Here is a 25,248-nt window from a genome sequence, read left to right on the forward strand (position 1 = left end):
TGCTCATAGGGGTGGAATTTTGACTTGCTTTCTTTTTCTTGCTTTACTACTTTCCAGGATTTTCACCCCTTTGCTTGTTTCTCTTCTCATAGGGGTGGAATTTTACTAAAAAGGGCATCCCCTTTAGCTTCTTACTTGCCTTTTGGGATGCCCTTTTTCTCTTTTCTAATTTTTCAATTTCTATAAATGTGTGGCAGTAGCCACAAACACGCCTTACTTCTTACAATAAGTGTGCTCTTAAATCTTCATCGCTTGCTTCGCAAAGGTATGCTGGTGCAATATCTAATACTGTCTTACAACCTTTCTGACCTTCGTCATAAAGACGTTTAGCTGCTCTTGCGTATGCGATTAAAACGCTTGTTGTAAATTCTGGATTTGAATCTAACTTTAAGCTATATTCGATAATGTGATTATGTTCCTTGTTCATTCCTGTCTTTCCTGAACGGATTACAAAACCACCATGAGCCATACCGCTGTGGTTCTTTTCTAATTCTTCTTCAGAAATGAAATGAACTGTTGTATTGTAATCTGAGAAATAGTTTGGCATTTCTTTGATTTCTTTTTCTACAGCTGCTGCGTCAGCACCTTCTTCTAATACAACAAAACATTCTCTCTCATGTTTTTCTCTTGTTGTAAGGTCTGGATTTTCTCCTGATCTAACTCTTTCTAATGCACTTTCAACTGGGATTGTGTACTGTTTAGCATTCTTAACACCTTTGATTCTACGAATAGCATCTGAATGTCCCTGGCTTACGCCCTTACCCCAGAATGTGTAATCTTTTCCATCTGGAAGAATTGCATTTGCATATACTCTGTTAAGTGAGAACATTCCAGGATCCCAACCTACTGAAATAACTGCAACTTTTCCTGCTTCTTTTGCAGCCTTGTCAACTGCTGCGAAATGCTCAGGAATTCTTGCATGTGTATCAAAACTATCAATTACATTAAACATTGATGCGAACTGTGGTGTCTGAACAGGAAGATCTGTAGCACTACCTCCACATAAAATCATAACATCAATTTTTTCTTTCCAATCTTCTACGTCTTTAACGTTACATACAGGAACATTTTCTGTAAGGATTGTTACATCCTTAGGATCTCTTCTTGTAAAAACTGCAACTAATTCCATGTCAGTGGCTTCTTTTACAGCACACTCAACACCTCTTCCAAGGTTACCATAACCTAAAATACCAATTCTTGTTTTCATTTTCAGTCTCCTTCGTTTATATATTTACCTAATCTCCTAATAAGTACATGCCACATTTACCATACTAAATTACTATCCCAAAATAAACACAACGCGTTAAATATTATATCCTGAAGCTTATAATTCTATAGATATCAAACGCTTTCTTCAATGAATATTTATTTCTGTCTTGTAAATGTATTATACTCATTGCTGATGCTATTAGCACCAACTCTAAAAGTATATCACAATTTATTCTATTTGTTTATTACCGATTTCAATCTTTTACTTTCTATTTGTTTATTACCGGTTTCAATCTTTTACCTTCTATTTACTTATTACTGATTTTTGACTGTCCAACTTTTTAGCCTTTGCACATCTTCGACTCTTTCAGCTTTTAGTCTTACATTTTCTTTGATTTTTCCAGTTTTTCAGCACTACATTATCTTTGTCTCTTCCAGCTTTTCAGTGAATGCGTCATTCATCTTTATTATTGGTCTTCGTAAAACCAAACCTACAAATAAAGAAATCACAAGGAATATTCCAAGCTTTCCAAGTTCAATCCAATATACCATTTCGTACATACCTCCAACCGCTTCTCTTAAAGCTGCCATGCTGTGTGTAAATGGAAGTAATGGATATACTGCCCTGAAGAAGCCCGGTGCTACTTCAATTGGGAAGGTGCCGCCTGCGCCTGCTACCTGAACAACAAGTAGGATAACGCTTATGGCTTTTCCTATGTCGCCAAAAGATACTGTCAATGTGTAAATAATATTTACATAAACAATACTTGAGAACCAGCATGCAAACACAAATAAAAATGGATGTTCACACTGTATTCCTAAATAATATAAATCGCCTAAAGCAATTAATGTGCTTTGCATTAAACCAACAATTAAGAAAATAATGTATCTTCCAAAGTATGCCTGATAATTTTGTAAGTTTCTAAGAGATTTTTTCATTTTTTCAGAAATATTTACTTTTAACATTGCTACCAATACAATTCCGCCTATCCATATTGATAAGGTTGAGTAAAATGGTGCCATTGAAGAACCATAGTTATCTATTGGATACAACTTAGTTGTTTTTAACTGTACAGGTGTTGCCAAAAATGAAGTTAAATCTTCTTTGTTACCCATGATTAGTGATTTCAAATCTGAATTGTCGCCATCTTTTGCATTTTTCAACTTGCCTGTTGTTTTTCTGATTTTCTTGGCTGCTTTTGATAAAAGTTTACCTGAGTCGGATAATGTTTTCTTTATCTGCGACAAGTCTGAATCAACAGAATCTGATAGCTTGTAAATTCCTTTTGCACTGTTATCAATTTTTGTTAAAAGACCTGATATGTCATTTTCAACATTACCTGCTGAATTTGAAATTTTCTTCAAAGCATCTTCCACGTCTTTTGAGTAATCTGTTTTCACTGATGACACTGAAGTTTTACTTTTATCAACTAATTTCAAAATTTCTGCCTTATCCTTGTTCAACCGATTCTTCCCGGTTTTTAAATTTTTTTCAGCTTCTTCTAATTTATCATTTAACTTTGCCTGTGTTTCCAATGATGCATCTATTTTTGAAATTAAAGACTGGGTGTACTTGCTCAGCTCAGGGTGACGCCTTTCAATTGATTCTAATGAAGACTTCAACTTGGAGTAGTCACTTATCATTGAATTAACTCTTGAAGATGCCTTGTTAAGTGTGGTCTTAACATCTGTAGTGTTTTGACTTTGACTGCTTAGTGCATCTTCAATAACATCACTCATTTCTCCGTAAAATTTCTTTCCCGAGGAAAGTGCACTATTAATAGCATCTGTTGTAGCAGTTAATGTATCTTTTATCCCACTGAACTGTTTTTTAATTCCATTAAATTCTTTTTCACTGCTTTTTGTATTGCTTTTTGTGTCCTTAAAAAAGTCTGTAGTTGTACTTAACATGCTTTGTGAAGCATCAGCCATGTTGCCAAAAGTTTCCAACGTACTCTGCGTGGCTTCAAGGTCATCTGCGATTTTATCCAGATTGTTCCACAAATTATTGACAATGTCGTCTGCATCTCCTGCCTGAGCAAGATTTGATACGCTTTGAAGAGCTGTTAATGCTGTATCAGACACTGTCTCAATAAATACCTGATTTACCTGCTTTTGAATTGCTGAAGCTCCCTTGTCAGTAACCTTTGGTGCAATGGCATTTTCCTTAGCATTTGAATAATATATAATGTTTGGCTTCTTTACATTTTTCGAAAAAATGCTCATCATTCTGTTACTAAAGTTCTCAGGTATTACAATTGCCGCATAATATTTTCCGGATTTTACACCATCAACTGCTTTCTTCTTTGATGTAAAAACCCAGTCCATTTGTGTGTTTTCCCTTAATGCAGACAAAACCTGATTACCCACATTTAGTTTAATAGGAATCAATGTTCCCTCATAGCCATCATCTACACTTGCCACAGCAACTTTAAGATTCCCTGTATTGCTGTATGGATCCCAACTTCCTGCAATGTTAAACCATGCGTACAGGCAAGGTACAATCGTAATACCCATGATTACAATAAGGGCTATTACATTTTTATGGATGCGAATGACATCTTTTTTGAAAATTCTTAAAATATTCTTCATGTGTCCTTCTCCTCCTTTAATACTTTTACAAAATCTTCTGAAGTGAATCCACTTACCTTAATTTGTTTTTGTATTTTGTTGTGGATATATTCCACACAAATCAAGTAAACAGCAAGAATTATTATTGATAAAATCCACAATATTAAAAATACCAGTTTAGATTCCAAACTAAACATTAATATTAAAAATACTAAAGGAATTATAATTATATTAATAAATCCAATTTTAATTTTTTTCTGATAATTCTTTTCAAACTTAGCAGACTTTTCAAGGAATTGCTTTCTTCCATATTCATCCTGCAAAATTGCTCTCGCTATCATTTGAAGTTGTTTGTTTTTATTTGTGGCTGTTGCAGTTTCACATAACATCAAATCTGTTTTTGCCAACTCTTTATCAAACATATTGTTTAAATTAAGAATCAATGGTCTAATTGCCAAACCTACAAATAATGCTAAAATTATAAATACAACCAACGCTATCATGTTTTCCAAATAAATATGACCGTAATAGCCTGCCACACACTCACGCATAGCATTAATGCCGTATGTAAATGGCATTAACGGATGTAGCTTCCTAAAAAATTCCGGCATCATTTCAATAGGATATGTTCCTGACGAACCTGGTATCTGCAAAATAACAAGTAATACCGCAACCGCTTTTCCTATGTGTTTAAATGTTATTGCCAGTGCAAAAATAATATTTACATAAACGAATGATAAAAACATACCTGTTAAAATAAATACAAAAGGATGTACGCACTGTGTTCTAAGTATTACTAAATCTCCAACGCACACTATGAATCCCTGCACAACGGCTGTGCACACATACAAAAGCCATCTTCCGAAATAGCCCTGTGTTGCTGAGAATTTTTCTTTTATTCCTTCTCTGTCAACTTCCTGTTTTAAAATAGAAACTAAAATCAAACCACCTACCCACAAAGCAAGGTTTGTGTAAAATGGTGTCATGCCAGAGCCATAATTTTTTACTTCATATAGCACTTCTGATTCCATATCAACAGGCGATGCCATAAAATCTGATATTTTTTCAGTGTCAATTCCCTTTAATGAAATTAACTCTTCGTATGTTCCCGTACTACTAATTGCCTGAAGGTCTGTTACAATTCCTTCTAACTTTTCATCAACTTTTGCTAATGTTTCTTTTGCATTATCCATTGTTGTTGAAATGTTGTTGAGACTTTTACCAAACTGTTTTAATATTTTCTTTGCTTCTTTGACTGTTGGTTTTATCCCTTTCAGAGTTGAGCTTAAATTGCCGTTAATGGTAACCATGCCATCCAAAGATGCGTATACATTAGGCAATGTTTTCTTCTGAAAATCACTTTGGTAACCATCTAAGGATTTCTTACCATTTTTAGCCACTGAACCAATTTGTTCTCTTGTGGATTTTGACTTAGCTATAGTCTTATCAAGTGTAGAATTACCGCTGTTTAGGGATGATTGTATTTTTCCTAAAGCTGTATCTATGTCATTAATTTCACTAATCTGCTTTTCGATTTTTGTTGTGGCACTGTCATTTCCAAGCTTACGGTTAAGCTGTGCAAGCTCCTCTAATATTTTTGAATTTCTTTTAACCAAAGAATTAACCTGGTCAATTCCTATCTCCAACTCTTCTTTTGCACTTGTACCTTTGTTTTCAAAATTTGTTAATTTTGTGGAAGTTGCTATTGCAATATCATTAAAATCACTATCTATATTCTGTAGTTTATTTGAAAATTTGCCGTTAAAAGTTCTTAGCTTTTCTCTTGAATTTGTAATTTGTGAAGATACACCTGCAACAGAATCTGCTGTAGAATCAGCCACCTTATTAACTTCATTTAAAATATCGATTGTATCATCAATTATTTTTTCCGAACTCTTTGCTGTTTTCTTAAAATTCCTAAGAACCTTATTATATTCTTCAATATTTTTATGAACTAAAGAAATGTCATTAATGATTGTTTCGTTTGTATCATCAACATCACCCTTTATCTTTTTCGCCGCCTCACTTACCATTTTTGATATTGCTTCTGAAGCTGTTGACGAAAAAGTGTCATTTATCTGTTGCTGTATTGTTGTAGCGCCTGAATCTGTAATCTTTGGTGCAATTGCATTTTTCTTTTCATTTAGATAATAATCCAGCTCCGGCTGTTTAAGCTTGCCGGACAAAATACTAAGTAGGGATTCACTGAAATCTTTCGGAATTACTATTGCCGCATAATATTTTCCGGATTTCACCCCTTCCTTTGCCTGACTTTCACTTACAAAAGTCCAACCCAGCTTGTCATTTTTCTTTAGACTCTCTACAATATTTTCTCCCGCATTTATTGACAGAGGCTCTGTTTCTTTTCCCACATCACAATTTGCTATTGCAACTTTTACGCCCTGAGTATTTGCATAGGGATCTATGTTAGCTGCAATATTGAACCAGGCATATAATGAAGGAAGAAGACTAACTCCCACCATAATAAGAGCCGCCGCTCTGTTGCTAAACGCCCTGCGAAAATCTCTTTTAAAAATCTTTAGAACTGTTCTCATTCAACTCTCCTATTTGCCACTTTTTACTATTTTCATAATAAAATACCATAACATAATCATAGGTAAAAAACTACGTCAGATTGCACAAAAAAAGGTAATTATTTTTATTTCAATAATTACCTTTTTTCGCTACATATATATTTACTTTCTTATACTTTTTGACCATTCACTGTAATATTTTTTTCCACCTATTTCAACATAAGATTTTATTTTCAGAAAACACTTTCCTTTTTTTATCTTTTTAATAAGCTTACTTTTCTGTTTGCCATTTACTTTTATTGTTTTTACATTCTTCTTGAACTTTTTATCTTTGCTAATCTTTATTACATAACCGGTAACATTTTTCTGTTTCTTCCAACTAATCTTCATACCTGATTTTTTTCTAGTAGCTTTAAAACCTGTTACTTTTTTAGGTCCTTTAGTTACCTTTAAACCAATTTGAAGATTATAAAAATCAGCATAGTAATATGTTGTTCCCACTGGTATTTTGTTTGCATAAGCTTTGCTAAATTTAACAGTTATGATTTTTCCTTTCTGAACTATTTTATAATCTTTTGTATTAATGATTTTTCCATTGTTCAAAATATTTTTGAACAGATTCATATCAACGTTTGTCCCTAAAACTGTTGTATCAATTTGGGCTACAATTTCACCATTTTTTTCAGGCTTACTAAAATCAAAATACAAGTCCTTTATTTGCGTTTTGTTATTTACCACATATAATCTTGTTGGCACAACAACCTTTTCAAAAACAATATCAAAATTATAAGCTCCATCTTTTAATAACTTCAGATACTTTTCTTTCAATGAAACCTTAACTATTTCATTTTTTTCATTTTCTGATGTTATATCATAATTCTCTTTGTTTAAGCTTTTTCCATCTAATAGGATATCTTCAAATTCATTATAATTAACAAGATTTCTATCTTTAGTTAAGAAATCCTCTCCTATTTCAATGGTTGCATCACCTTGTCCTTCCCAAATTGAAAATAGCAAGTATGCGTCTTTAAAATTTACTTTTGTTTCACTTGCCCCTACATTGTTTGCAAATGAAAACAACACTGTCGCCATTAGTAAAGCTCCTACAATTTTACATATTTTGTGTTTCATAAAATTACCTCCTAACAAAAAAAGTCCTCTTGTGAAGTATGCAAGAGAACTTTATATTTATTTCTTGTTTTTTCTTTTAGTTTCTTTATACCACATTTTTACTATATACCGTAAACTGACTTTATGCAACATTTTTTATTTTTTTTCAATTTATTCAAACTTTTTAAAATTAGTTTTAAAAATCACACAGGATTTTATGTAAGTTATTTTCTCCCCCAAGCTTGACAAAGAGCCAAAAAAAGCAATAGTACCTCATTACAAATACTACTGCTCTTTTTCTTCTTTATTTTCCACTTGTAGCCTTCAGTCGAACCATTGCTCTTGCAAGAGATGCTCTTGAATGATGATATTCACGCATACTTTGCTTTTGTCGCAATTGTTCTTCGGCTCTTTCTTTTGCCTCTAAAGCTCTGGCTTTGTCGATTTCCTCAGGCAACTCGGCTGTTTCTACTAAAACAGTTACTCGGTTGTTGATTATCTGAGCAAATCCTGTCCCTACAACTACTGTTGTGTATTTGTCTGCGCCCTCAGGTTTAAATTTCAATTCACCATTTTCTACTGCATTGACCATGTTTTCATGGTGTGCAAGAATTTCTTCCTGCCCATCTGCAACAGGTACTATAATTGAAACACATCTTCCTGAAAAGAAAATCTTCTTAGCAGACGCTATTCTTAGATAAAATGTATTAGTCGCCATATATTACTCCAATCCTTGCAATACATGATTTTATTCATTCATCTTGCTTGCTTTTTTAATAACATCGTCAATTGTTCCTACATTAAAGAATGCATTTTCAGGATATTCATCCATTTCACCTGAAATAATAGCCTTGAAACCTTTTATAGTTTCGCTAAGTGGAACATATTCACCCTTTACACCTGTAAAGTTCTCAGCTACATGGAATGGCTGTGATAAGAATTTCTGAATTTTTCTTGCTCTGTATACAAGTGTCTTATCTTCTTCTGATAATTCTTCCATACCAAGAATTGCGATAATATCCTGCAATTCTTTGTACTTCTGAAGAATTTCCTGAACCTTACGTGCTACTTCATAATGCTCTTTACCAACAATGTCTTCCTCAAGGATACGTGATGATGATTCTAGAGGATCTACAGCAGGATAAATACCCTGTTCAACAATCTTTCTTGATAATACTGTTGTGGCATCCAAGTGAGCAAATGTTGTTGCCGGAGCCGGGTCAGTTAAGTCATCGGCTGGTACATATACAGCCTGAACTGATGTAATTGAACCGTTCTTTGTAGATGCGATTCTTTCCTGAAGTTCACCCATTTCATTTGCAAGTGTTGGCTGATAACCTACGGCTGATGGCATACGTCCTAAAAGGGCTGATACTTCAGAACCTGCCTGTGTAAATCTGAAAATATTATCAATGAATAACAATACGTTCTGATGTTCTACATCTCTGAAATATTCTGCCATTGTAAGTCCTGTTTCAGCAACACGCATACGTGCTCCAGGTGGCTCGTTCATCTGTCCAAACACTAGGGCTGTTTTTTCAAGAACACCTGATTCTTTCATTTCAGTCCATAAGTCATTACCTTCTCTTGATCTTTCACCTACACCTGTAAATATTGAATATCCACCATGCTCAGTTGCAACGTTGCTGATAAGTTCCTGAATTAATACAGTTTTACCAACGCCGGCACCACCGAACAAACCGATTTTACCACCTTTAGCGTATGGTGCTAAAAGGTCGATTACCTTAATACCTGTTTCCAATATTTCCTGGGCCGGGTTCTGCTGGTCAAAGCTTGGTGCTTCTCTGTGGATTTCCCATTTGTCTGCATCATCTAATGCTTTGCCACCATCTATTGCTTCACCTAAAACGTTAAATAAACGTCCTAATGTTTCTTTTCCTACCGGAGTTTTTATGCCACTTCCTGTAGCAACAACTTCCATGTCTCTTGAAAGTCCCTCACTTGACGCAAGCATAACGCAACGAACAACATCGTTTCCAATATGCTGTGCAACTTCCATTACGCACTTTTTATCACCATTTTGTACTTCAAGTGCATCTTTAATTGCGGGAAGTTCACCATTTTCAAATGCAACGTCTACAACAGGACCTAAAACCTGTACTATTTTACCTGTTTTCATTTGAACTGTTCCTCCATTACTTCTTATTTTTCTGTGACTTGGCTCCAGCGATTACCTCGGTAATTTCCTGAGTAATTGCTGCCTGTCTTGCGCGGTTGTAAAGCACGCTTAACTCCTGAAGCATGTCTTTTGCACTTTTTGTTGCCGCTTCCATTGCCATCATTCTTGCATTTTGTTCACAGGAATAACTTTCTACTAAAGCACCGTAAACAAAGCCTTCAATGTAGGCAGGTACAATCTTGTTCATTACCTCTTCAGGTGATGGTCTGAATGTTACCTGTTCCAATGGAATGTCTGCAGGAATTTTCATCTGAAAATCTGTTTTATAAAGTGGTAACAACTGCTTTATTTCTGCTTCTTCCTTAATTGGATTAATCATTTTTGTATATATAATATGAATTTCATCTAACTCATTGTTTATATACAATTCCAACAATTCTTCTGTAATATTTCTAGCTCTGTTTAATGTTGGATTTTGTATTGTGTAATGAAATTGTTTATCTATGTGTACTCCTCTTTTTTCAAAATAATGTCGTCCAACTTCACCTAAAACAAACAATTTATTATCTTTGTGAGCTTTAATTTCTTCTTCCGCAATTTTTAAAATATTGTGGTTATAAGAACCTGCAAGACCTTTATCTGCGGTAATTACTATGTAACCTACCTTTGGGTCTTTTTTCTCATCTCTTGATTTTTCAAAATATTTGCTTTCAATGTCAGGTACATGTCTTAAAATTCTGCTCATCTGTGTCTGCAATTCATAGAAATAAGGCTCTGTATCCTGCAACATCTTTTTGGACTTTTTTAATTTTGATGAGGATATCATATACATTGCATTTGTAATTTTCAATGTATCATTAATACTACTCATTCTTTCCTGAATTTCTTTTGCATTTGCCATATTATTCGCTCCTGCTTAATTTTAATTCTTTGTTTCCATAAATTCATGTGCTGCATCAATTATTGCCTTTGAAATTTCTTCTGTAAGAACTTTTTCAGTTTCAATCTTTTCTGCAATTTCACCATGTTTTAAATCTATATAATTTAAAACTTCTCTACAACAATCTCTTACTTCTTTAGTTGGAACTTCATCGAATATTCCCTTATTTGCCATTGTAAGAATCATAACCTGTTCATGTAATGAATATGGATGGCATAACTTCTGTTTTAAAAGTTCCATTAATGCTTTACCATGATTTAACTGTTTCTTTGTGTTGTCATCCAAGTCTGAAGAAAACTGTGTGAATACTTCCATTTCTCTGTACTGTGCAAGGTCAATTCTTACACTACCTGCTGCCTTCTTCATGGCTTTTGTCTGTGCTGCACCACCTACACGGGATACAGAAAGTCCAACGTTTACGGCTGGTCTCATACCTGAATTAAATAAGTTACTTTCAAGGAATATCTGACCGTCTGTAATTGAAATTACGTTTGTTGGAATGTATGCTGAAACGTCGCCTGCCTGTGTTTCAATAATAGGAAGGGCTGTAATTGAACCACCGCCTAATTCATCACTTAATTTGCTTGAACGTTCCAATAATCTTGAATGTAAATAGAATACGTCACCAGGATAAGCTTCACGTCCAGGTGATCTTTCTAATAATAATGAAATAGCTCTGTATGCTACGGCGTGTTTTGACAAATCATCATATACAATTAAAACATCTTTTCCCTGATGCATAAAGAATTCTGCCATTGATGTACCTGCGTATGGTGCAATATACTGTAATGATGCTGCATCACTGGCTGTAGCTGACATTACTATTGAGTAATCCATTGCTTTATGTTCCTGCAAAGTTGATACAATCTTTGCAACTGTTGATGCTTTCTGTCCGATTGCAACGTAGATACAAATAACATCTTTACCTCTCTGGTTAATAATTGTATCAGTTGCTATAGATGTTTTACCTGTCTGTCTGTCACCGATAATTAATTCTCTTTGTCCACGTCCAATTGGGAACATTGAGTCAATTGACAAAATACCTGTTTCCATTGGTGTATCAACGGATTTTCTGTCTACGATACCGGGAGCATCCTGTTCAACTGGTAAATATCCTTCTTCTTCAATATTTCCTTTTCCGTCAATTGGTTCACCTAAAGCATTTACTACTCTTCCGATAAATCCTTTACCTACAGGAACTCCGGCTTTCTTCTTAGTTCTTACAACTTTTGTGCCTTCCTTAATACCTGTATCTCTACCAAATAAAATACATCCTATTTCATTTTGACGGATATCCTGAACCATACCTTTTGTACCATTTTCGAAAACTACGATTTCTCCATACATGGCATGTTCAATTCCGTAAATAGTGGCGATACCATCACCAACCCATATAACTTTTCCGGTTTCTCTATCGCTTTCTTTCCATTCAAAGTTTTCAATTTCACTTTGTATAATGGAAATTATATTTTCTGCACTAATTGCACTCACTTGTTTCACCTCCCGGTTATCTTCTCCTGCAATTGTCTTAAACGTTCTTTATAACTTTTATCGTACTCATGGTTTCCAATTCTAAGTACATAGCCACCTAATAACGTGTCGTCAATTTCCTGTGTCAGAATAACCTTGTAATCTGCATATTTTTCTTTTAATATGTTGTCAGCTTCTTGTTTTTCTGCATCTGTAAATGATGAAGTACAAATCAGTTTTGCATGAATTATTTTATTCATCTGGTCGTAATATAAGTAATACTGTTCAAAAATGGCTTTCATGTCATCTGCCTGATTGTTCTTACACATTACCTGCAAAAATCTAATAAGCTTTTCTGAAATATTCTCACTTGAAAATACTTTTCCTATTATATTGACTTTAACTTCCTTTGGAATTGTAGGATTGTTAATTGTTTCCTGTAGAAGTGGTGTAAGAGAAAAAATCTTCTCTACACTTTCAACTTCACTTCTATCCAAGTTTAAGCCATATAATACTTTCGCATTATTTACTGCTTGTATTGTCACTTCTATCACCTGTTTTTACGATTTTTTCTGCTGCTGCAATTGCTAATCTGGCAATATCTGCCTGAACAGCTTTTCTTGCATTTTCCTGCTCTCTTTCAATGTTGCCTCTGGCTCTTTCCATCATATCCTGAGTTTCCTGCTTTGTTGCTTCAATAGCCTTGGCTCTTTCTTTTTCAGAACGCTGTCTAGCTTCAACAATAATCTTATCGGCTTCATCCTTAGCTACTTCAAGCTTCTTTTCATAATCCGCTTTCAACTGATTTGCATCATCTGTAACTTTTTGTGCATTATCAATTTGATTTTTTATTATGTTTTCTCTGTCCTGTATAACTTTTAACACAGGCTGAAAAAGAAATTTTCTAAATATAGCATAAAGAACTAAGATATTAACTATTGTCCAAACAATGTTCCATATATCTAATTTAAGCATACGCTTTTCCTACCTTTCTGCTTTTATTATTTTAAAAGAAGAATGATTAATAGGGCAATTACGAATCCGTAAATAGCTGTTGCTTCGGCAAGGGCACATCCTAAAAGAAGTGACTTACTGATTTTTCCTTCTGCTTCAGGCTGTCTTGCAATTGCATCACAAGCTGATGCTGTTGCTTTACCAATACCAATACCTGCTCCAATACCTGTTAATACTGCAATACCTGCTCCAATTGCTACTAATAATGATGTTGACATAATAATTTCTCCTTTACGTTTTCAAATTTGTTTTTATCTTTTTATTTTTATTCAGTTGCTTCTTTTATAAATAAGGATGTTAGGAATACAAAAACGTATGCCTGAATCAATCCATCGAATATATCGAAGTAACAACTAAATACTGCCGGTAAGAATGCCGGAACTACAATTTTTAATAATTCCATGATTACAAATGAACCTAATACATTACCAAATAGTCGCATACAAAGTGAAAGTGGTTTAATAAATACCTCTAACACATTAATTGGTAAAACTATTGGCATAGGCTCTGCGAAGCTTTTCAACCATCCTTTAGTTCCTTTTTGTCTTACTCCTGCCACCTCTATAAGGACTATACTCATGACTGCCAGTGCCACTGTAACATTCATATCCTTTGTTGGTGGTTTAAACCCTATTAAACCAATAAGGTTTGCAATTCCTATGTAAAGCACAACTGACATAAGATAAGGAATATATGCTGTTCCATGTTCTCCTATGGTGCCTTTAAAGAAATTGTACAATCCCTGAACTGCTGTTTCCAAAACAATTTGTTTTCTGCCCGGGTTTTCTACTTTTAAATTTCTAACAAGTAGAACACATATGAGCAAAACCGCCAGCATGATTATCCAAGTTACTACTACTGATTCGTAAATTGGAATGCCGCCAAAAATTGGAATCGTGAAAACAACATCGCAATTCAGCTCTTCTAATAATCTGTTAACAATGTCATTCAACAGTTTCACTTCCTTTCATGACAACTTTTTAACTGTCACGTATTATAACTCTTTTGTTGGGAATATGTAAAATATATCTTTAATATATTTACTATATCATTTTAGTATGGTATTGTATAAAAAGTACATATAAATTTAGAATGATTATACATTTATGGTAATTTTATACATTAGTCAAAAAATTCCTAAAAAAATTTAATTTTACTTAATTTTTTTAGGCCGTCATTTAATTAGACACTCTTAAATACTTGTATAATATGGAATGGTTATATGGTTGTTTTCCATATTCTTATAATATATATTTGTATGATATCTTTATATGCTTTGAAATATTATAAGGTTACAATTTATTTTTCATTTAGATTTTCACTTGGGAGGTTAGACATGATTACTTTTGATTATTATAGAATTTTTTATTTTGTGGCAAAATACAAAAGCTTTACTAAGGCTGCGGAAGTTTTACAAAACAGCCAGCCTAACATAAGCAGATGCATGGGGAACTTAGAGCAGGAACTTGAATGTAAATTGTTCATGCGCTCTAATCGTGGCATTATTTTAACGCCTGAAGGAAAGAAACTGTACAAACATGTTTCCATTGCCTACAAACACCTTACTTTAGGTGAAGAGGAGCTTCATCAGGACAAGACTTTTGAAAAGGGTATTATTACAATTGGTGTTAGTGAAAACGCTCTGCGACTTTTCCTGTTAGATAAACTTGAAATTTTTCACGAGCAGTTTCCTAATATTAGAATTCGTATTTTTAATCACTCTACACCGGAAGCCATACGTGCCATGAGAGCAAACTTAATTGACTTGGCAGTTGTCACCACTCCAATGTCATTAAAAAAGCCTCTTGAGAAAATTCCTTTAAGTAAATGTAAGGAAATTCTTATTTGCGGTCCTAAGTACAGTTACCTTACAGACATAGCCAAAAGTCTTAAGGACTTAACAGAAATTCCTTTAATCAGTTTATCTGAAGGTACAGGAACTTATGATTTGTACAATAAGTTCTATATAGCTCACAGCGTACCTTTTACTCCTGATATGGAAGTTGCTACTACAGACCAGATTATTCCCATGATTACACATAATCTTGGCATTGGCTTTTATCCGGAAGATTTGGCAACAGAACTAATAGAAGATAAAAAAGTCTTTCCTATTAATATTGAAGAAAAACTTCCTATTAGAGAAGTCTGTTTGGTTATAAATAAAAGTAGTGCCATGAGCACCTCGGTTCAGAAATTTTATAACTTCCTAAGAAATTCTGTTTCATAGAGAAAACAAAGTTTGCAACTATTTTTTATTACACCAAAAACGCAGGTTTGTAAAAATAATTACATTCCTGCGTCTTAAGAAAGGCTTCCTATATGATGCCTTTCTATATCTTCTTATAATATTTATATTTCTTTGTGCTGTATAGGTAGGACAACTGTAACTGTTGTGCCTTCGCCTAATGAACTTTTTATTTTCAGTTCATATTGATTCTCGTATATTAATTTAAGTCTGTCACGTATGTTATTAATTCCAATTCCTGTAAAATGTTCTGACTTTCTACTGCTCTTACCGTTTTCAAGTTCATTAACCTGTCTTTCATCCATTCCAACACCGTTGTCAATAATTTCTACAATAAGTTTTTCTGCTTTTTCTCTTACACACACAAAAATTTCTCCATTTTGTCCCTCAGGAAATCCATGGAAGAATGCATTCTCAATAAACGGCTGTAAAATCATTTTAGGAATCATTAACTGGTCCGGTTCGTTTATGCTTATGAAAAACTCTGTTTTGATTTTTTCGCCATATCGGATTTCGTTAATATACATGTAGTTTTTCAGATTTTCTATTTCTTCTTCAACGGAAATATATTCATCTGACTTGCTTATTGTACTTCTAAGCAACTTAATAAATGCATCAATTGCTTTTGTTGATTTTACAGTATCACCCTGCATAATCAACCATTTTATGCTGGTTAATGTGTTGTAAATATAATGAGGGTTTATCTGCATTTGAAGAGCATGTATCTCAGCCTGTCGTTTTTGCTTCTGTATCTCAATTATGCTGTCAACATAATGGTTGATATCATGAAGCATTCTGTTATATGACTTTGCAAGCTCCTGAATTTCTCCATCCCCTGTCACTTCCGCATATTGATTAAAATCACCCTTTGCTACATAAGACATTTTTCTTCCAAGCTGTCTTAATGGCGACATGGTTCTTCTAACTAAAATATAAATTACTAAAAGAACTGCTCCTGTAATTATTGCAATGTACCACATCAAAGTTGAAATATTATAAAGACTTTCAATGGCCTCATTTGCATCTACCGTAAAGCACAAACTGTAATCCACGTATGGAATTTTTTTACACAAAACCATATTAGTCTTTGCGTTTTTCTCCATTTTCTCAACAGTGATTTCTTTTTCAAGCATTTCGTTTGTTATCTTTTGTAGTTCTGTATCTGTTTCTCCTATTTGATATTTATCAGTAGATGAGACAATCATGCCATTGCTGTCAATTATGCTAATACTGTTGTATTGGTTTTCACCATATCTATAGAAGTTATCCAACTCACTATCAGGTATTAAAATCACACCATAACCATACAACTTATTATTCATATTTCTTAATGCCTTTACTCCTAAAATTATGGAGCTTGACTTAGTTGCATAAGTAAAGCCTTCATCTACATAGCTGTAACATAACTTTCGGTTGTTTTTTCGTGCTTCATTAAAAACTTCATTTTGTTTAATTTCTTTCCACTCTTTTGTAAGCACATCATTGTTATTTACAGAGATTTCTCCCTCTTTTGACACAAGCAGGACCGTTGTTCCGCTAAGCTTACTTTCGAATGCATTTTGAAAAGACTTCTGCATGTTATGCATTGCAATAAATTTATCTACTGATGACGAATTCTTTCCTGAGTAATACATATTTATGTCATAACTTGTGGAAATATTGTCAAATGTTTTTTCAATACTGCCAAAATATTCTTCCAAATCTTCCTGTATTTTCTCAATGTTTTTTTCCTGTGAATCTCCATACACTTCACTGAAAAAATCTTTTGAAAATTTATTTACAAGGAGAATATTAATCTGACTAATTAAAACAACACCGATAATAATTGCTGCCATTATTTTAATAATAAGGCTGCCTTTTCTCTCCTTTAAGCCTTTTTTTATACTGTACCTTTTGTGGATTTTTTCCTTACCGCTTGGCACTTTCTTGTTCTGTATCTTTTCATTCCATGGCTTCTCACTGTGCATTTTTTCATCTTCTCTATTCATATTTTATTCCCTGAATATTTATAATATATTTTTTTTATACATATTGTAACAATTTTGTTTTTTATCTGAATCGTCTTCTGTACACACTTGGTGTGTACCCTGTGGTTTTCTTAAATACACGACAAAAATAACTATGATCTGAATATCCAACCATTGTACTTACGTCTGAAATAGGTATATCTTCCTTCTTCAAAATTTCACAGGATTTTTCAATTCTGATTTTGTTTAAATAACCACTGAAACCCTCCTTATTTTTGGAATTAAAATATGATGATAAATAGTTGTAATTATAATTAAACTCTTTTGCCAGAGAATCCAAATCCAATGGTTCCATGTAATGTTCCAAAATATGCTTTGTTATTTTGTTCATTACCCTGTCGGTACCTGTCATGTTTTCAGCAAAAGCCTTTTTTATTTCATCTAAAATTTCATCCAGCTTCTTTAAAAAATCAGTAACATAAATAGTCTCTTCTATTTCTTTAAAATACTTACGTCTCATAGGTTCAACATCAATGTCATATTCTTCTAGCATAATAATAATGTTGTAAATAAAGTTTTTAGCCTTATTCTTGATTTTCTCGCAATTGTCATGAGCCTTGGCACATTTTTCAATATAGCCACGCATTTTTCCTATTGCTGTATTGTATTCACCATTTCGCAAATCATAGGAGAAATCATTATAATCAAATTTGGGAATTTCTTTCTGGATTTCCTTAGAATATTCCATATTCAATATTGATTTATTGTCATAATAAAAGCCGCTGTTTATCTGACTTTCCACCTGTAAATAAATTTCTCTTACATCCTGTATTTTTTCAAATCTTTTGCTTAAAACAAAAAATCCCTTAGGCTTAACATTTTTTACCCTTTCAGCAATCCTAGATAATTTTTCCAAAACACCGATTTCGTAAACAATATCATAATTAAAAACGTATATTAAATTTCTGTTATCAATAACTGTTCTACCAAATATGATTTCTGCTTCGTCCAGTGTTTTTCGGATTTCTTTTCTGATTTTTGCTACATAATCGTTATCATTTTCAAATGCATAATTTATGTCAACTGCAAACATCCTATATGTATTTAGTTTTGCAAATTCAGGGAAATCCTGTATGTTTATGGAATCTGAATAACCTGCTATGTACCACTCTAATGCATGATTCAAATTCAAATTGCTGTTACCTGACAAACTAAATCCCGGTATGCTGTCTGCTGCTCTCTTTAAAGCTTCCAGAAAAACCTCTCCTGTTAATGTAGGCTTTAAAATATAATCCATCGCCCCGTTTTTGAGAGTTTCCTTTACATAGCAAAAGTCATCAAAACCACTTAGAACAATAATCTTTATGTCTGGATATTTTTCATGAACTTCCTTTGTAAGTTCCACTCCGTCCATTACCGGCATTACAACATCCATTACAACTATATGTGGTTTTAATTCCTCAACCATAATAAGGGCTTCCTTACCGTTGGTGGCTTCACCAACGATAAGAAATCCCTCTTTATCCCAATTAACTAAATGTTTTATTCCCTGTCTCATAATGTACTCATCATCGACAATTAACACTTTACATAAGTCTGACATTTTTCACTCACCTTTTCTAACTTCTTTGCTTTGCAGGTGATATGTTGAATTTAAATTCGTGAACTTTTGACTTAGGAATTGTATATATTTCCTGAACCGGTGCGCCCCAACTGTCGTCACCACCAACTCCCATTTGCTGTCCTAAAACACGTACCCAAGTGTAGCTGCTTTGTGGAAGTTCTTCTATATGCATTGCGTTTTCAAGTTCTGCCGCACTGTATGGTAATACACTTCCCTCAATTGGTTTATCCACATAAGAGAATCTGATTCCTTCTTGTGTTTCATCTGTAATTTCCATATATCTTATGCCTGTTCTGTTACCACATTCCTGAGGTATTAAATAGGAAGACATATTGTCTGCTGCTGTAGTTTCATAAACTCCAAGCTTTGCACCTTTGTTTCTGTCCTGATAATTTTCTTCAGGTCCATTTCCAAAATATTTTACATTAATGAATTCTTTTGGTAATTTAAATTCCATACCATATAAAGGAATTGAAAATTCGTCCTCACCTTTTAACTTGAAATCTACGTCTATTGAGCCATCTCCATATACCAAATATGAAATTGTACAGCTCTTTCCTTCTATTGGAAGAACATAGTCATATGTTATTTTTATGCCCTCTTCCAACTCATCTTTTGCAAATCCTGTACACTTTGCAGTTTTTCCTGCCTTGTCCCATATAGCATATTGGAAATCTAAGCCACAACCTTTGTCATTGTCTGTATATGCTCTTACAAATGTTGGCTTAGGTGCCCTTGTAATGTATTCCTTATCTGAATATACAAGTGAAATAATTCCTGTTTCCTGCTTTGAGAACATGGCAAAGAAATCATTTCCTCTAACACCGATATTTACATCTCCACTAATAACTTCTAAATTGTTAATGGCTGTTTTTTCAGTGTTGCAGACACCCTCAAAAACATACTGTTCCTTAGCAATTTCAAAGCCTTTTTCAGCCCACTTTTCATCACCTTTTAGCTGTATACACACATTATAAATATAATCTTCATTTCTTGTCAAACCTATAGTTTCAGGTATGTTTAGCTGAAAACGTTTTTTCTCTCCCGGTTCCACATCAAAAGAATATTCTTTCTTACAAATGCTTGTTTCCTTTTGGATTATTTCCAATACAAAAACATATTTGTTAGTATTTGTAAACAAATTCTGGTTATCTATTTCTATTTCATTCTCAAAAATGTTCATCTTGATATTCTGATATAAATATTTTACTTCCTGAACCTTTGGTGAAGGAGTTCTGTTTGCGTAAATTATTCCATCTGTACAGAAGCAGTAATCTGTTGCCCGTTCGCCAAAATCTCCGCCGTACTTTAATACCTTCTTACCGTTTTCTTCTACTTCAATTGCCTGATCAATATAATCCCAAATGAAGCCTCCCTGGTACATATCATATTTGTCTTCCAAATCTGTGTACAAATGCATGCCACCACATGAATTTCCCATGGCATGTGTGTACTCGCAGTTAATGTATGGTTTCTTTGGATTGTTTTCCAAATATTCAACTACATCCTGAGGTTTTGCGTACATTCTGCTTTCCATATCAGTAATATGGTCAAACTCTCTATTCCAAACTACACCTTCATAATGTACTAATCTTGTATTATCTTTGGCATGTAAATATTTAGATGTTGCCTCTAAAACAGTTCCTGCATAAGACTCATTTCCTAAAGACCACATAAGTATTGCAGGATGATTTTTATCTCTTTCGTACATTGACTGTGTTCTGTCGAGAATGCACTCTTTCCATTCATCGTGACTTCCCGGAACATTCCATGACGGTTCAATTACACCCATTTTCTGCCATGAGCCATGGCTTTCTAAATTAGTTTCATCAATTAAATAAATTCCGTATTCGTCGCAAAGTCTGTACCATAAACTCTGGTTTGGATAGTGTGAAGTTCTTACAGCATTAATGTTATTTCGTTTCATAAAATTAATGTCGTAAATCATTTCTTCCTTTGTAATAGCTCTGCCTTCAGTAGCGCTAAACTCATGTCTGTTTACACCTTTGAAAATAATACGCTTGCCGTTTAGACACATAACTTTGTTGATTATCTCAAACTTTCTAAAGCCGAATTTTGTAGATGCAACTTCTACTACTTCATTATTTTCATTGTATAAATAAACAATTACTTCATATAAATTTGGTTTTTCTCCGCTCCAAGGAGCAATGTTTTCAACTTTTGAGGATAATTCAAATTTGTCAGCTGTGTTACCCTCAAATAAAGTTTCTACTTCTCCATTTGGATTTTTTAAATCTATTTTATATTTATTACCTATAGCACCTGTTATAGTAATTTTTGTGTTTAAATCTCCTGTGTGATTTTTGTAATCATAATCAGATTTCAAATCAATGTCGTATACGTGACTTTTTGGAAGTCCCTGTAAATAAACATCTCTAAATATGCCTGAGAATCTCCAAAAATCCTGATCCTCAATCCAGCTTGCGCTACTTCTTTTGTATACTTCCACTGCAAGTTTATTGTTTTTTTCCTGTACAAAATCTGTTATGTCAAATTCTGATGGTGTAAAAGTATCCTCAGAATATCCCACAAACTCTCCGTTTACCCAAACATAAAAAGCCACTTCAACACCCTGGAATGAAAGAATAATATTTTTATCCAAAAGGCTGTTATCCAGGTCAAAATATTTTACATAACTTCCAACAGGATTATATTCTTCTGATACCTGAGGTGGACGCATTTCCTCTCTGCCATCCCAAGGATACATTGTATTAATATACTGACATCTGTCGTACCCCTGAAGCTGAATGTGTCCCGGTACATTTATTTTGTCAAATTTTTCTGTGGAAAAATCCATTTTATAAAAGTCTGCCATTCGCTCTGCCGGCTTATTTGCGTAAGCAAAGTCCCACTGACCGTTCAATGACTGAAATAAACTGCTTTTATTATTCTTGTAGGCTTCTTCACTTTCATATACAAAGTGGTCAGAATGTGCATCCATTCTGTTTACACGAAAAACTTCCGGATTACTTAGCCAGTTTAATTCCGGTTTTAATACTGATTTTTTCATTTTTACCTCCGCTCCATATTTTTATATTTATACTAATATGGATTACAGCTAAAATTTCTTTTAACCATAATCCATATTATTGTGTTTTTTATGTTCTTTTTTAACCTTTTACTGAGCCTGTCATTCCCTGTACAAAGTTCTTCTGCATTAAGAAGAAGATTAATGCTGTTGGGATTGTTGCGATTACAACTGCTACCATCATCATTCCATAATCAGGTGTGTATGATGAACCTAATGCTGAAAGAATAAGTGGTAATGTTTTCTTTTCAGGTGACTGTAAAGAAATTAATGGCCACATGTAGTTGTTCCAGCTTGTCATAAATGTAACAATAATAGCTGCTGCGTATGTTGATTTCATTGTTGGAATGAAAATCTTTGTGAAAATTCCAAATTCTCCAAGTCCGTCTAATCTTGCAGCCTCAACCAAATCTTTTGGAAATGTCTGAGTGTTCTGACGGAAGAAGAAAATTAAGAATGCCGTTGCTATGGCAATAATAATTACTGATCCCGGTGTATTAATTCCAATCCAGCTTAATATTGGAATTGTATTAAAATTACCAAATAACTGGAATAATGGAATCATTAATGCTGCAAAAGGAATCATCATTGAAACAAGAATAACACTAAATACTCTGTCTCTTGCTTTTGACTTGTATACTTCAAAAGCATATCCTGCTGCAGATGAAATAATCATTGCAAGTGTTGTTGTAACTACTGCGATTATAATTGAGTTCTTAAATGCTCCAAAATAATTTAAGTCTGATGCCATTAATGACTTAAAGTTCTCTACAATATGACTTCCAATCATTAATGTGCCTTTTGATACATCTACAGACTTGTTTGTAGCTGCCACAATCATCCAATAAAATGGGAAGATTGAAATGATACTTAATATAATTAATATAACGTACTGTAAAATACTCATTATTTTTTTCTTAGTCATTCTTGTCACCTACTTTCATTTGGATAAATGACAATACAACTACCAAGATAACTATTACATAAGATATAGCTGATGCATATCCGAAGTTTGAGTTATATTTAAACATTGTATTGTAAATGTACTGTGATATTGTAATTGTTGCATTAGCCGGGCCACCGTCTGTGATGTTTACAACTTCATCGAATAACTGTAATGTACCTATTGTTGAGTTAATTGTTGTAAATAAAATAATTGGCTTAAGCATTGGTAATGTAATATATCTGAATCTTGCAAATGCTGAAGCTCCATCAATCTGAGCTGATTCGTAAATTGAATCGTCAATTCCCTGCATACCTGATAAATAGAATACCATATTGTATCCTGTCCATCTCCATGTAATGGCAATGATAATTAAAACCTTTGCCGCTATAGGATTTGTAAGCCACTGAATTGGTTCACTTACAAGATGAATGTTCATAAGTATTGAGTTAATAATTCCATCTGTTGCAAATAAACTTTTGAAGATAATGGAATATGCTACCAGTGATGTTACACATGGTAAGAAAATTGCTGTTCTGAAAAATCCTCTGAATTTTAACTTCTTATTATTTAACATTGATGAAATTGCAAGTGCTAAAATAATCATTATTGGCACCTGAATTATCAAGTATAAAACCGTGTTAAATAATGCTTTTTTAAATGTTTCGTCTGTTAATAATCTTTTATAATTATCCAGTCCCGTAAAAGTTAAGTTACTTCCCATTCCTGTTTTTAATGATAACAGGAATGACTGTACCATTGGGTAAAATACAAATATAAGTATTAAAATAAATGCCGGAAGAACAAATGCCCATCCTTTTCTATTTAATTTGGGACTCATCCCACTGTTACGGGTAACTGCTTTATTTCGTTTTTTTAGTTTATCCATTTTAACGCAGCCTCCTTTATCTACTACCTTCTGTTTACTTCTTCACACATGTTTGTTTAATAAGTATTGGTTTCAAAAGCAAACCCGATGTCCACATAATGGGAAACATTCTTGTGAATATCGGGCCACTTCTGAGTCTTGTTTTTTAGATTTTTAAATTAGTTTATCTTAAGTACCGTAAAATTTACTGTACTGCTGATTCTACTTTGCTCTGATATGATTTTAATGTTGAATCCATGTCAGCTCCTCCAACGATTGCTGAAACAGCTTCTGTCATCATATCTTCAATTGCATAAGTATGAACTCCATAATTTACTGTTGGAACCTTTTCTGTCCATGATCCAAGGTCACCGAAAATCTTCTGGCCACCGAAGTATTTATCTTCTTCTTTGTATGCTGCACAATCTGATGATGCATTTAATGTACTTACTAAGCTAATATTTTTTGCAAGTGAGTTCATAAGATCTGTGTTGCTACCAAATGTTTTTGCTAAGAAATCAGCTGCTAACTTGCTGTTACCTGTATTCTTTAATACATACCAACCTGCACCACCAATTGATGAAGCATTAACTGATGATGAGTTTGAACCCATCTTAGGAAATGCTGCTACAGCCCATTTTCCACTCTGGTCTTCTGCTGCCTTGATTGAAGGAGCAATCCAGCAACCTGTAATAACTGAAGCTACGTCACTATTATTAAATGCACCTACAAACTGATTCCAGTCTGAAGTCTGCTTTGTAATGCCTGCGTCTACTAAATCTTTGTAAATCTTAATTGCATCTTTTAATGCCTGATTGTTTGAAATTGTTACTTTTCCGTCCTTGTCTGTATACCAGGCACCTGCACTCTGTAACATCATACGAATCTGACCTATGTCACTAGGATCAAGTGTACACATGTACTTGCCTGTCTTTTCTTTTACTTTCTTACCAATTTCAATGTATTTTTCCCAAGTGATGTTCTGTAAATCTTTTTCTGAATATCCTGCCTGTTTTAAAATATCTGTTCTATAGAATAATCCTGCAACACCACTGTCAAATGGAACGCCATATACTTTTCCATCAAGTGTGTTTACACCTGTTTTATAATTTGCAAAATCGTCATTATTAACAACTGATGATAAATCATAAAACTCATCCTGATATGACTGTAAGTATCCCTGAATTCTGTAATCTTCAATAAGAACTACATCTGGAAGACCGTCATAAGATTTTGATGAAAGACTTGTATTTAACTTTGCAACAATGTCATCCTGTGCCATTGTAACAACTTTAATTTTTACATCCTTATCAATTCCTTTGTAAATTTCTGCTGCTTCCTTTGCTGCCTTAATGTTAAAATTCTCATCCCAAGCCCAAACTGTAATAGTTTTGCTATCCTTTGATGAGCTGCTCTTACTTCCTGAGCTGCTACCACATCCTACCATTCCCAATGTCATAACTGCTGCCATTGCAAATGCTACAACTTTTTTTAGTTTCATAAAAAATTTCCTCCTTACAATTTTTTTATTCGGGTTTCTTTGTAATTCAATAGTACCATAGTA

General features: G+C 33.7%; 19 protein-coding genes. 1 reads left to right on the top strand and 18 read right to left on the bottom strand.

What is annotated here, in order from left to right:
• Nucleotides 1–220: 220 nt before the first annotated feature.
• The 12 genes from DWZ69_RS09980 to DWZ69_RS10035 form a co-directional block, all read right to left on the bottom strand.
• Entirely contained in the window at nt 221–1,207 is a 987-nt protein-coding gene (locus DWZ69_RS09980) for a diaminopimelate dehydrogenase (protein ID WP_118000482.1), read from the bottom strand.
• Nucleotides 1,208–1,623: 416 nt separating this feature from the next.
• Nucleotides 1,624–3,801 (bottom strand): YhgE/Pip domain-containing protein, encoded by a 2,178-nt coding sequence (locus DWZ69_RS09985; RefSeq protein WP_118436923.1) that lies wholly within the window; start codon nt 3,799–3,801, stop codon nt 1,624–1,626.
• A complete protein-coding gene (locus DWZ69_RS09990; protein ID WP_118436925.1) occupies nt 3,798–6,335 on the bottom strand; it encodes a YhgE/Pip domain-containing protein in 2,538 nt (845 codons plus the stop codon). The genes DWZ69_RS09985 and DWZ69_RS09990 overlap by 4 nt, the downstream gene beginning before the upstream one ends.
• A 141-nt stretch (nt 6,336–6,476) precedes the next feature.
• The gene (locus DWZ69_RS09995; RefSeq protein WP_118000476.1) at nt 6,477–7,445 is read right to left on the bottom strand and encodes a hypothetical protein; all 969 of its coding nucleotides are present in this window, start codon (nt 7,443–7,445) and stop codon (nt 6,477–6,479) included.
• A 283-nt stretch (nt 7,446–7,728) separates the two neighbouring features.
• Nucleotides 7,729–8,142, bottom strand: coding sequence for an ATP synthase F1 subunit epsilon (gene atpC / locus DWZ69_RS10000; protein WP_022165335.1), 414 nt, complete (start codon nt 8,140–8,142; stop codon nt 7,729–7,731).
• Between the two features lie 30 nt (nt 8,143–8,172).
• Complete coding sequence (atpD, locus tag DWZ69_RS10005; protein WP_118000474.1) at nt 8,173–9,564, bottom strand: F0F1 ATP synthase subunit beta; 1,392 nt, start codon at nt 9,562–9,564, stop codon at nt 8,173–8,175.
• A gap of 16 nt (nt 9,565–9,580) precedes the next feature.
• Nucleotides 9,581–10,465, bottom strand: a complete 885-nt coding sequence (atpG, locus tag DWZ69_RS10010) for an ATP synthase F1 subunit gamma (protein WP_118000472.1) — start codon at nt 10,463–10,465, stop codon at nt 9,581–9,583.
• 21 nt (nt 10,466–10,486) lie between these two features.
• Nucleotides 10,487–11,995, bottom strand: a complete 1,509-nt coding sequence (gene atpA, locus DWZ69_RS10015; RefSeq protein ID WP_118000470.1) for a F0F1 ATP synthase subunit alpha — start codon at nt 11,993–11,995, stop codon at nt 10,487–10,489.
• Between the two features lie 5 nt (nt 11,996–12,000).
• On the bottom strand, nt 12,001–12,519 hold the full coding sequence (gene atpH, locus DWZ69_RS10020; protein WP_158561121.1) for an ATP synthase F1 subunit delta: 519 nt from the start codon (nt 12,517–12,519) through the stop codon (nt 12,001–12,003).
• Nucleotides 12,497–12,949 carry a F0F1 ATP synthase subunit B gene (atpF, locus tag DWZ69_RS10025; protein ID WP_118000466.1) on the bottom strand — a complete coding sequence of 151 codons (453 nt, stop codon included), beginning with the start codon at nt 12,947–12,949 and terminating at the stop codon, nt 12,497–12,499. The genes atpH and atpF overlap by 23 nt, the downstream gene beginning before the upstream one ends.
• Before the next feature lie 26 nt (nt 12,950–12,975).
• Nucleotides 12,976–13,206 carry an ATP synthase F0 subunit C gene (gene atpE / locus DWZ69_RS10030; protein ID WP_118000464.1) on the bottom strand — a complete coding sequence of 77 codons (231 nt, stop codon included), beginning with the start codon at nt 13,204–13,206 and terminating at the stop codon, nt 12,976–12,978.
• A gap of 47 nt (nt 13,207–13,253) precedes the next feature.
• Nucleotides 13,254–13,949, bottom strand: a complete 696-nt coding sequence (locus DWZ69_RS10035; protein WP_347475137.1) for a F0F1 ATP synthase subunit A — start codon at nt 13,947–13,949, stop codon at nt 13,254–13,256.
• 375 nt (nt 13,950–14,324) lie between these two features.
• On the opposite strand from DWZ69_RS10035, the gene DWZ69_RS10040 reads away from it, so the two are divergent.
• A complete protein-coding gene (locus tag DWZ69_RS10040) occupies nt 14,325–15,215 on the top strand; it encodes a LysR family transcriptional regulator (protein WP_118000462.1) in 891 nt (296 codons plus the stop codon).
• 122 nt (nt 15,216–15,337) lie between these two features.
• On the opposite strand, the gene DWZ69_RS10045 is transcribed toward DWZ69_RS10040, so the two are convergent.
• The 6 genes from DWZ69_RS10045 to DWZ69_RS10070 all read right to left on the bottom strand — a co-directional run bounded on the left by DWZ69_RS10045 (nt 15,338) and on the right by DWZ69_RS10070 (nt 25,185).
• Nucleotides 15,338–17,221 carry a sensor histidine kinase gene (locus DWZ69_RS10045; RefSeq protein WP_118436927.1) on the bottom strand — a complete coding sequence of 628 codons (1,884 nt, stop codon included), beginning with the start codon at nt 17,219–17,221 and terminating at the stop codon, nt 15,338–15,340.
• A 61-nt stretch (nt 17,222–17,282) separates the two neighbouring features.
• Entirely contained in the window at nt 17,283–18,803 is a 1,521-nt protein-coding gene (locus tag DWZ69_RS10050) for a response regulator (RefSeq protein WP_118000458.1), read from the bottom strand.
• A 16-nt stretch (nt 18,804–18,819) separates the two neighbouring features.
• A complete protein-coding gene (locus tag DWZ69_RS10055) occupies nt 18,820–21,855 on the bottom strand; it encodes a glycoside hydrolase family 2 TIM barrel-domain containing protein (protein WP_118000456.1) in 3,036 nt (1,011 codons plus the stop codon).
• A gap of 100 nt (nt 21,856–21,955) precedes the next feature.
• Nucleotides 21,956–22,798: a carbohydrate ABC transporter permease gene (locus DWZ69_RS10060; RefSeq protein ID WP_118000454.1), complete on the bottom strand. Its 843-nt coding sequence runs from the start codon at nt 22,796–22,798 to the stop codon at nt 21,956–21,958.
• Nucleotides 22,791–23,705 (bottom strand): sugar ABC transporter permease, encoded by a 915-nt coding sequence (locus tag DWZ69_RS10065; protein ID WP_118000452.1) that lies wholly within the window; start codon nt 23,703–23,705, stop codon nt 22,791–22,793. Before DWZ69_RS10065 ends, DWZ69_RS10060 begins: the two co-directional genes overlap by 8 nt.
• A gap of 184 nt (nt 23,706–23,889) precedes the next feature.
• Nucleotides 23,890–25,185, bottom strand: coding sequence for an extracellular solute-binding protein (locus DWZ69_RS10070; RefSeq protein WP_118000450.1), 1,296 nt, complete (start codon nt 25,183–25,185; stop codon nt 23,890–23,892).
• Nucleotides 25,186–25,248: the final 63 nt, after the last annotated feature.

The sequence above is a fragment of the Eubacterium sp. AF34-35BH genome, assembly GCF_003477765.1.
Lineage (GTDB): Bacteria > Bacillota > Clostridia > Lachnospirales > Lachnospiraceae > Eubacterium_G.

What these genes read in the sequence shown, in the direction of transcription:
- DWZ69_RS09980 (WP_118000482.1), bottom strand. Translation starts at nt 1,207, where the DNA reads ATGAAAACAAGAATTGGTATTTTAGGTTATGGTAACCTTGGAAGAGGT.
- DWZ69_RS09985 (WP_118436923.1), bottom strand. Translation starts at nt 3,801, where the DNA reads ATGAAGAATATTTTAAGAATTTTCAAAAAAGATGTCATTCGCATCCAT.
- DWZ69_RS09990 (WP_118436925.1), bottom strand. Translation starts at nt 6,335, where the DNA reads ATGAGAACAGTTCTAAAGATTTTTAAAAGAGATTTTCGCAGGGCGTTT.
- DWZ69_RS09995 (WP_118000476.1), bottom strand. Translation starts at nt 7,445, where the DNA reads ATGAAACACAAAATATGTAAAATTGTAGGAGCTTTACTAATGGCGACA.
- atpC (WP_022165335.1), bottom strand. Translation starts at nt 8,142, where the DNA reads ATGGCGACTAATACATTTTATCTAAGAATAGCGTCTGCTAAGAAGATT.
- atpD (WP_118000474.1), bottom strand. Translation starts at nt 9,564, where the DNA reads ATGAAAACAGGTAAAATAGTACAGGTTTTAGGTCCTGTTGTAGACGTT.
- atpG (WP_118000472.1), bottom strand. Translation starts at nt 10,465, where the DNA reads ATGGCAAATGCAAAAGAAATTCAGGAAAGAATGAGTAGTATTAATGAT.
- atpF (WP_118000466.1), bottom strand. Translation starts at nt 12,949, where the DNA reads ATGCTTAAATTAGATATATGGAACATTGTTTGGACAATAGTTAATATC.
- atpE (WP_118000464.1), bottom strand. Translation starts at nt 13,206, where the DNA reads ATGTCAACATCATTATTAGTAGCAATTGGAGCAGGTATTGCAGTATTA.
- DWZ69_RS10040 (WP_118000462.1), top strand. Translation starts at nt 14,325, where the DNA reads ATGATTACTTTTGATTATTATAGAATTTTTTATTTTGTGGCAAAATAC.
- DWZ69_RS10045 (WP_118436927.1), bottom strand. Translation starts at nt 17,221, where the DNA reads ATGAATAGAGAAGATGAAAAAATGCACAGTGAGAAGCCATGGAATGAA.
- DWZ69_RS10050 (WP_118000458.1), bottom strand. Translation starts at nt 18,803, where the DNA reads ATGTCAGACTTATGTAAAGTGTTAATTGTCGATGATGAGTACATTATG.
- DWZ69_RS10055 (WP_118000456.1), bottom strand. Translation starts at nt 21,855, where the DNA reads ATGAAAAAATCAGTATTAAAACCGGAATTAAACTGGCTAAGTAATCCG.
- DWZ69_RS10060 (WP_118000454.1), bottom strand. Translation starts at nt 22,798, where the DNA reads ATGACTAAGAAAAAAATAATGAGTATTTTACAGTACGTTATATTAATT.
- DWZ69_RS10065 (WP_118000452.1), bottom strand. Translation starts at nt 23,705, where the DNA reads ATGGATAAACTAAAAAAACGAAATAAAGCAGTTACCCGTAACAGTGGG.
- DWZ69_RS10070 (WP_118000450.1), bottom strand. Translation starts at nt 25,185, where the DNA reads ATGAAACTAAAAAAAGTTGTAGCATTTGCAATGGCAGCAGTTATGACA.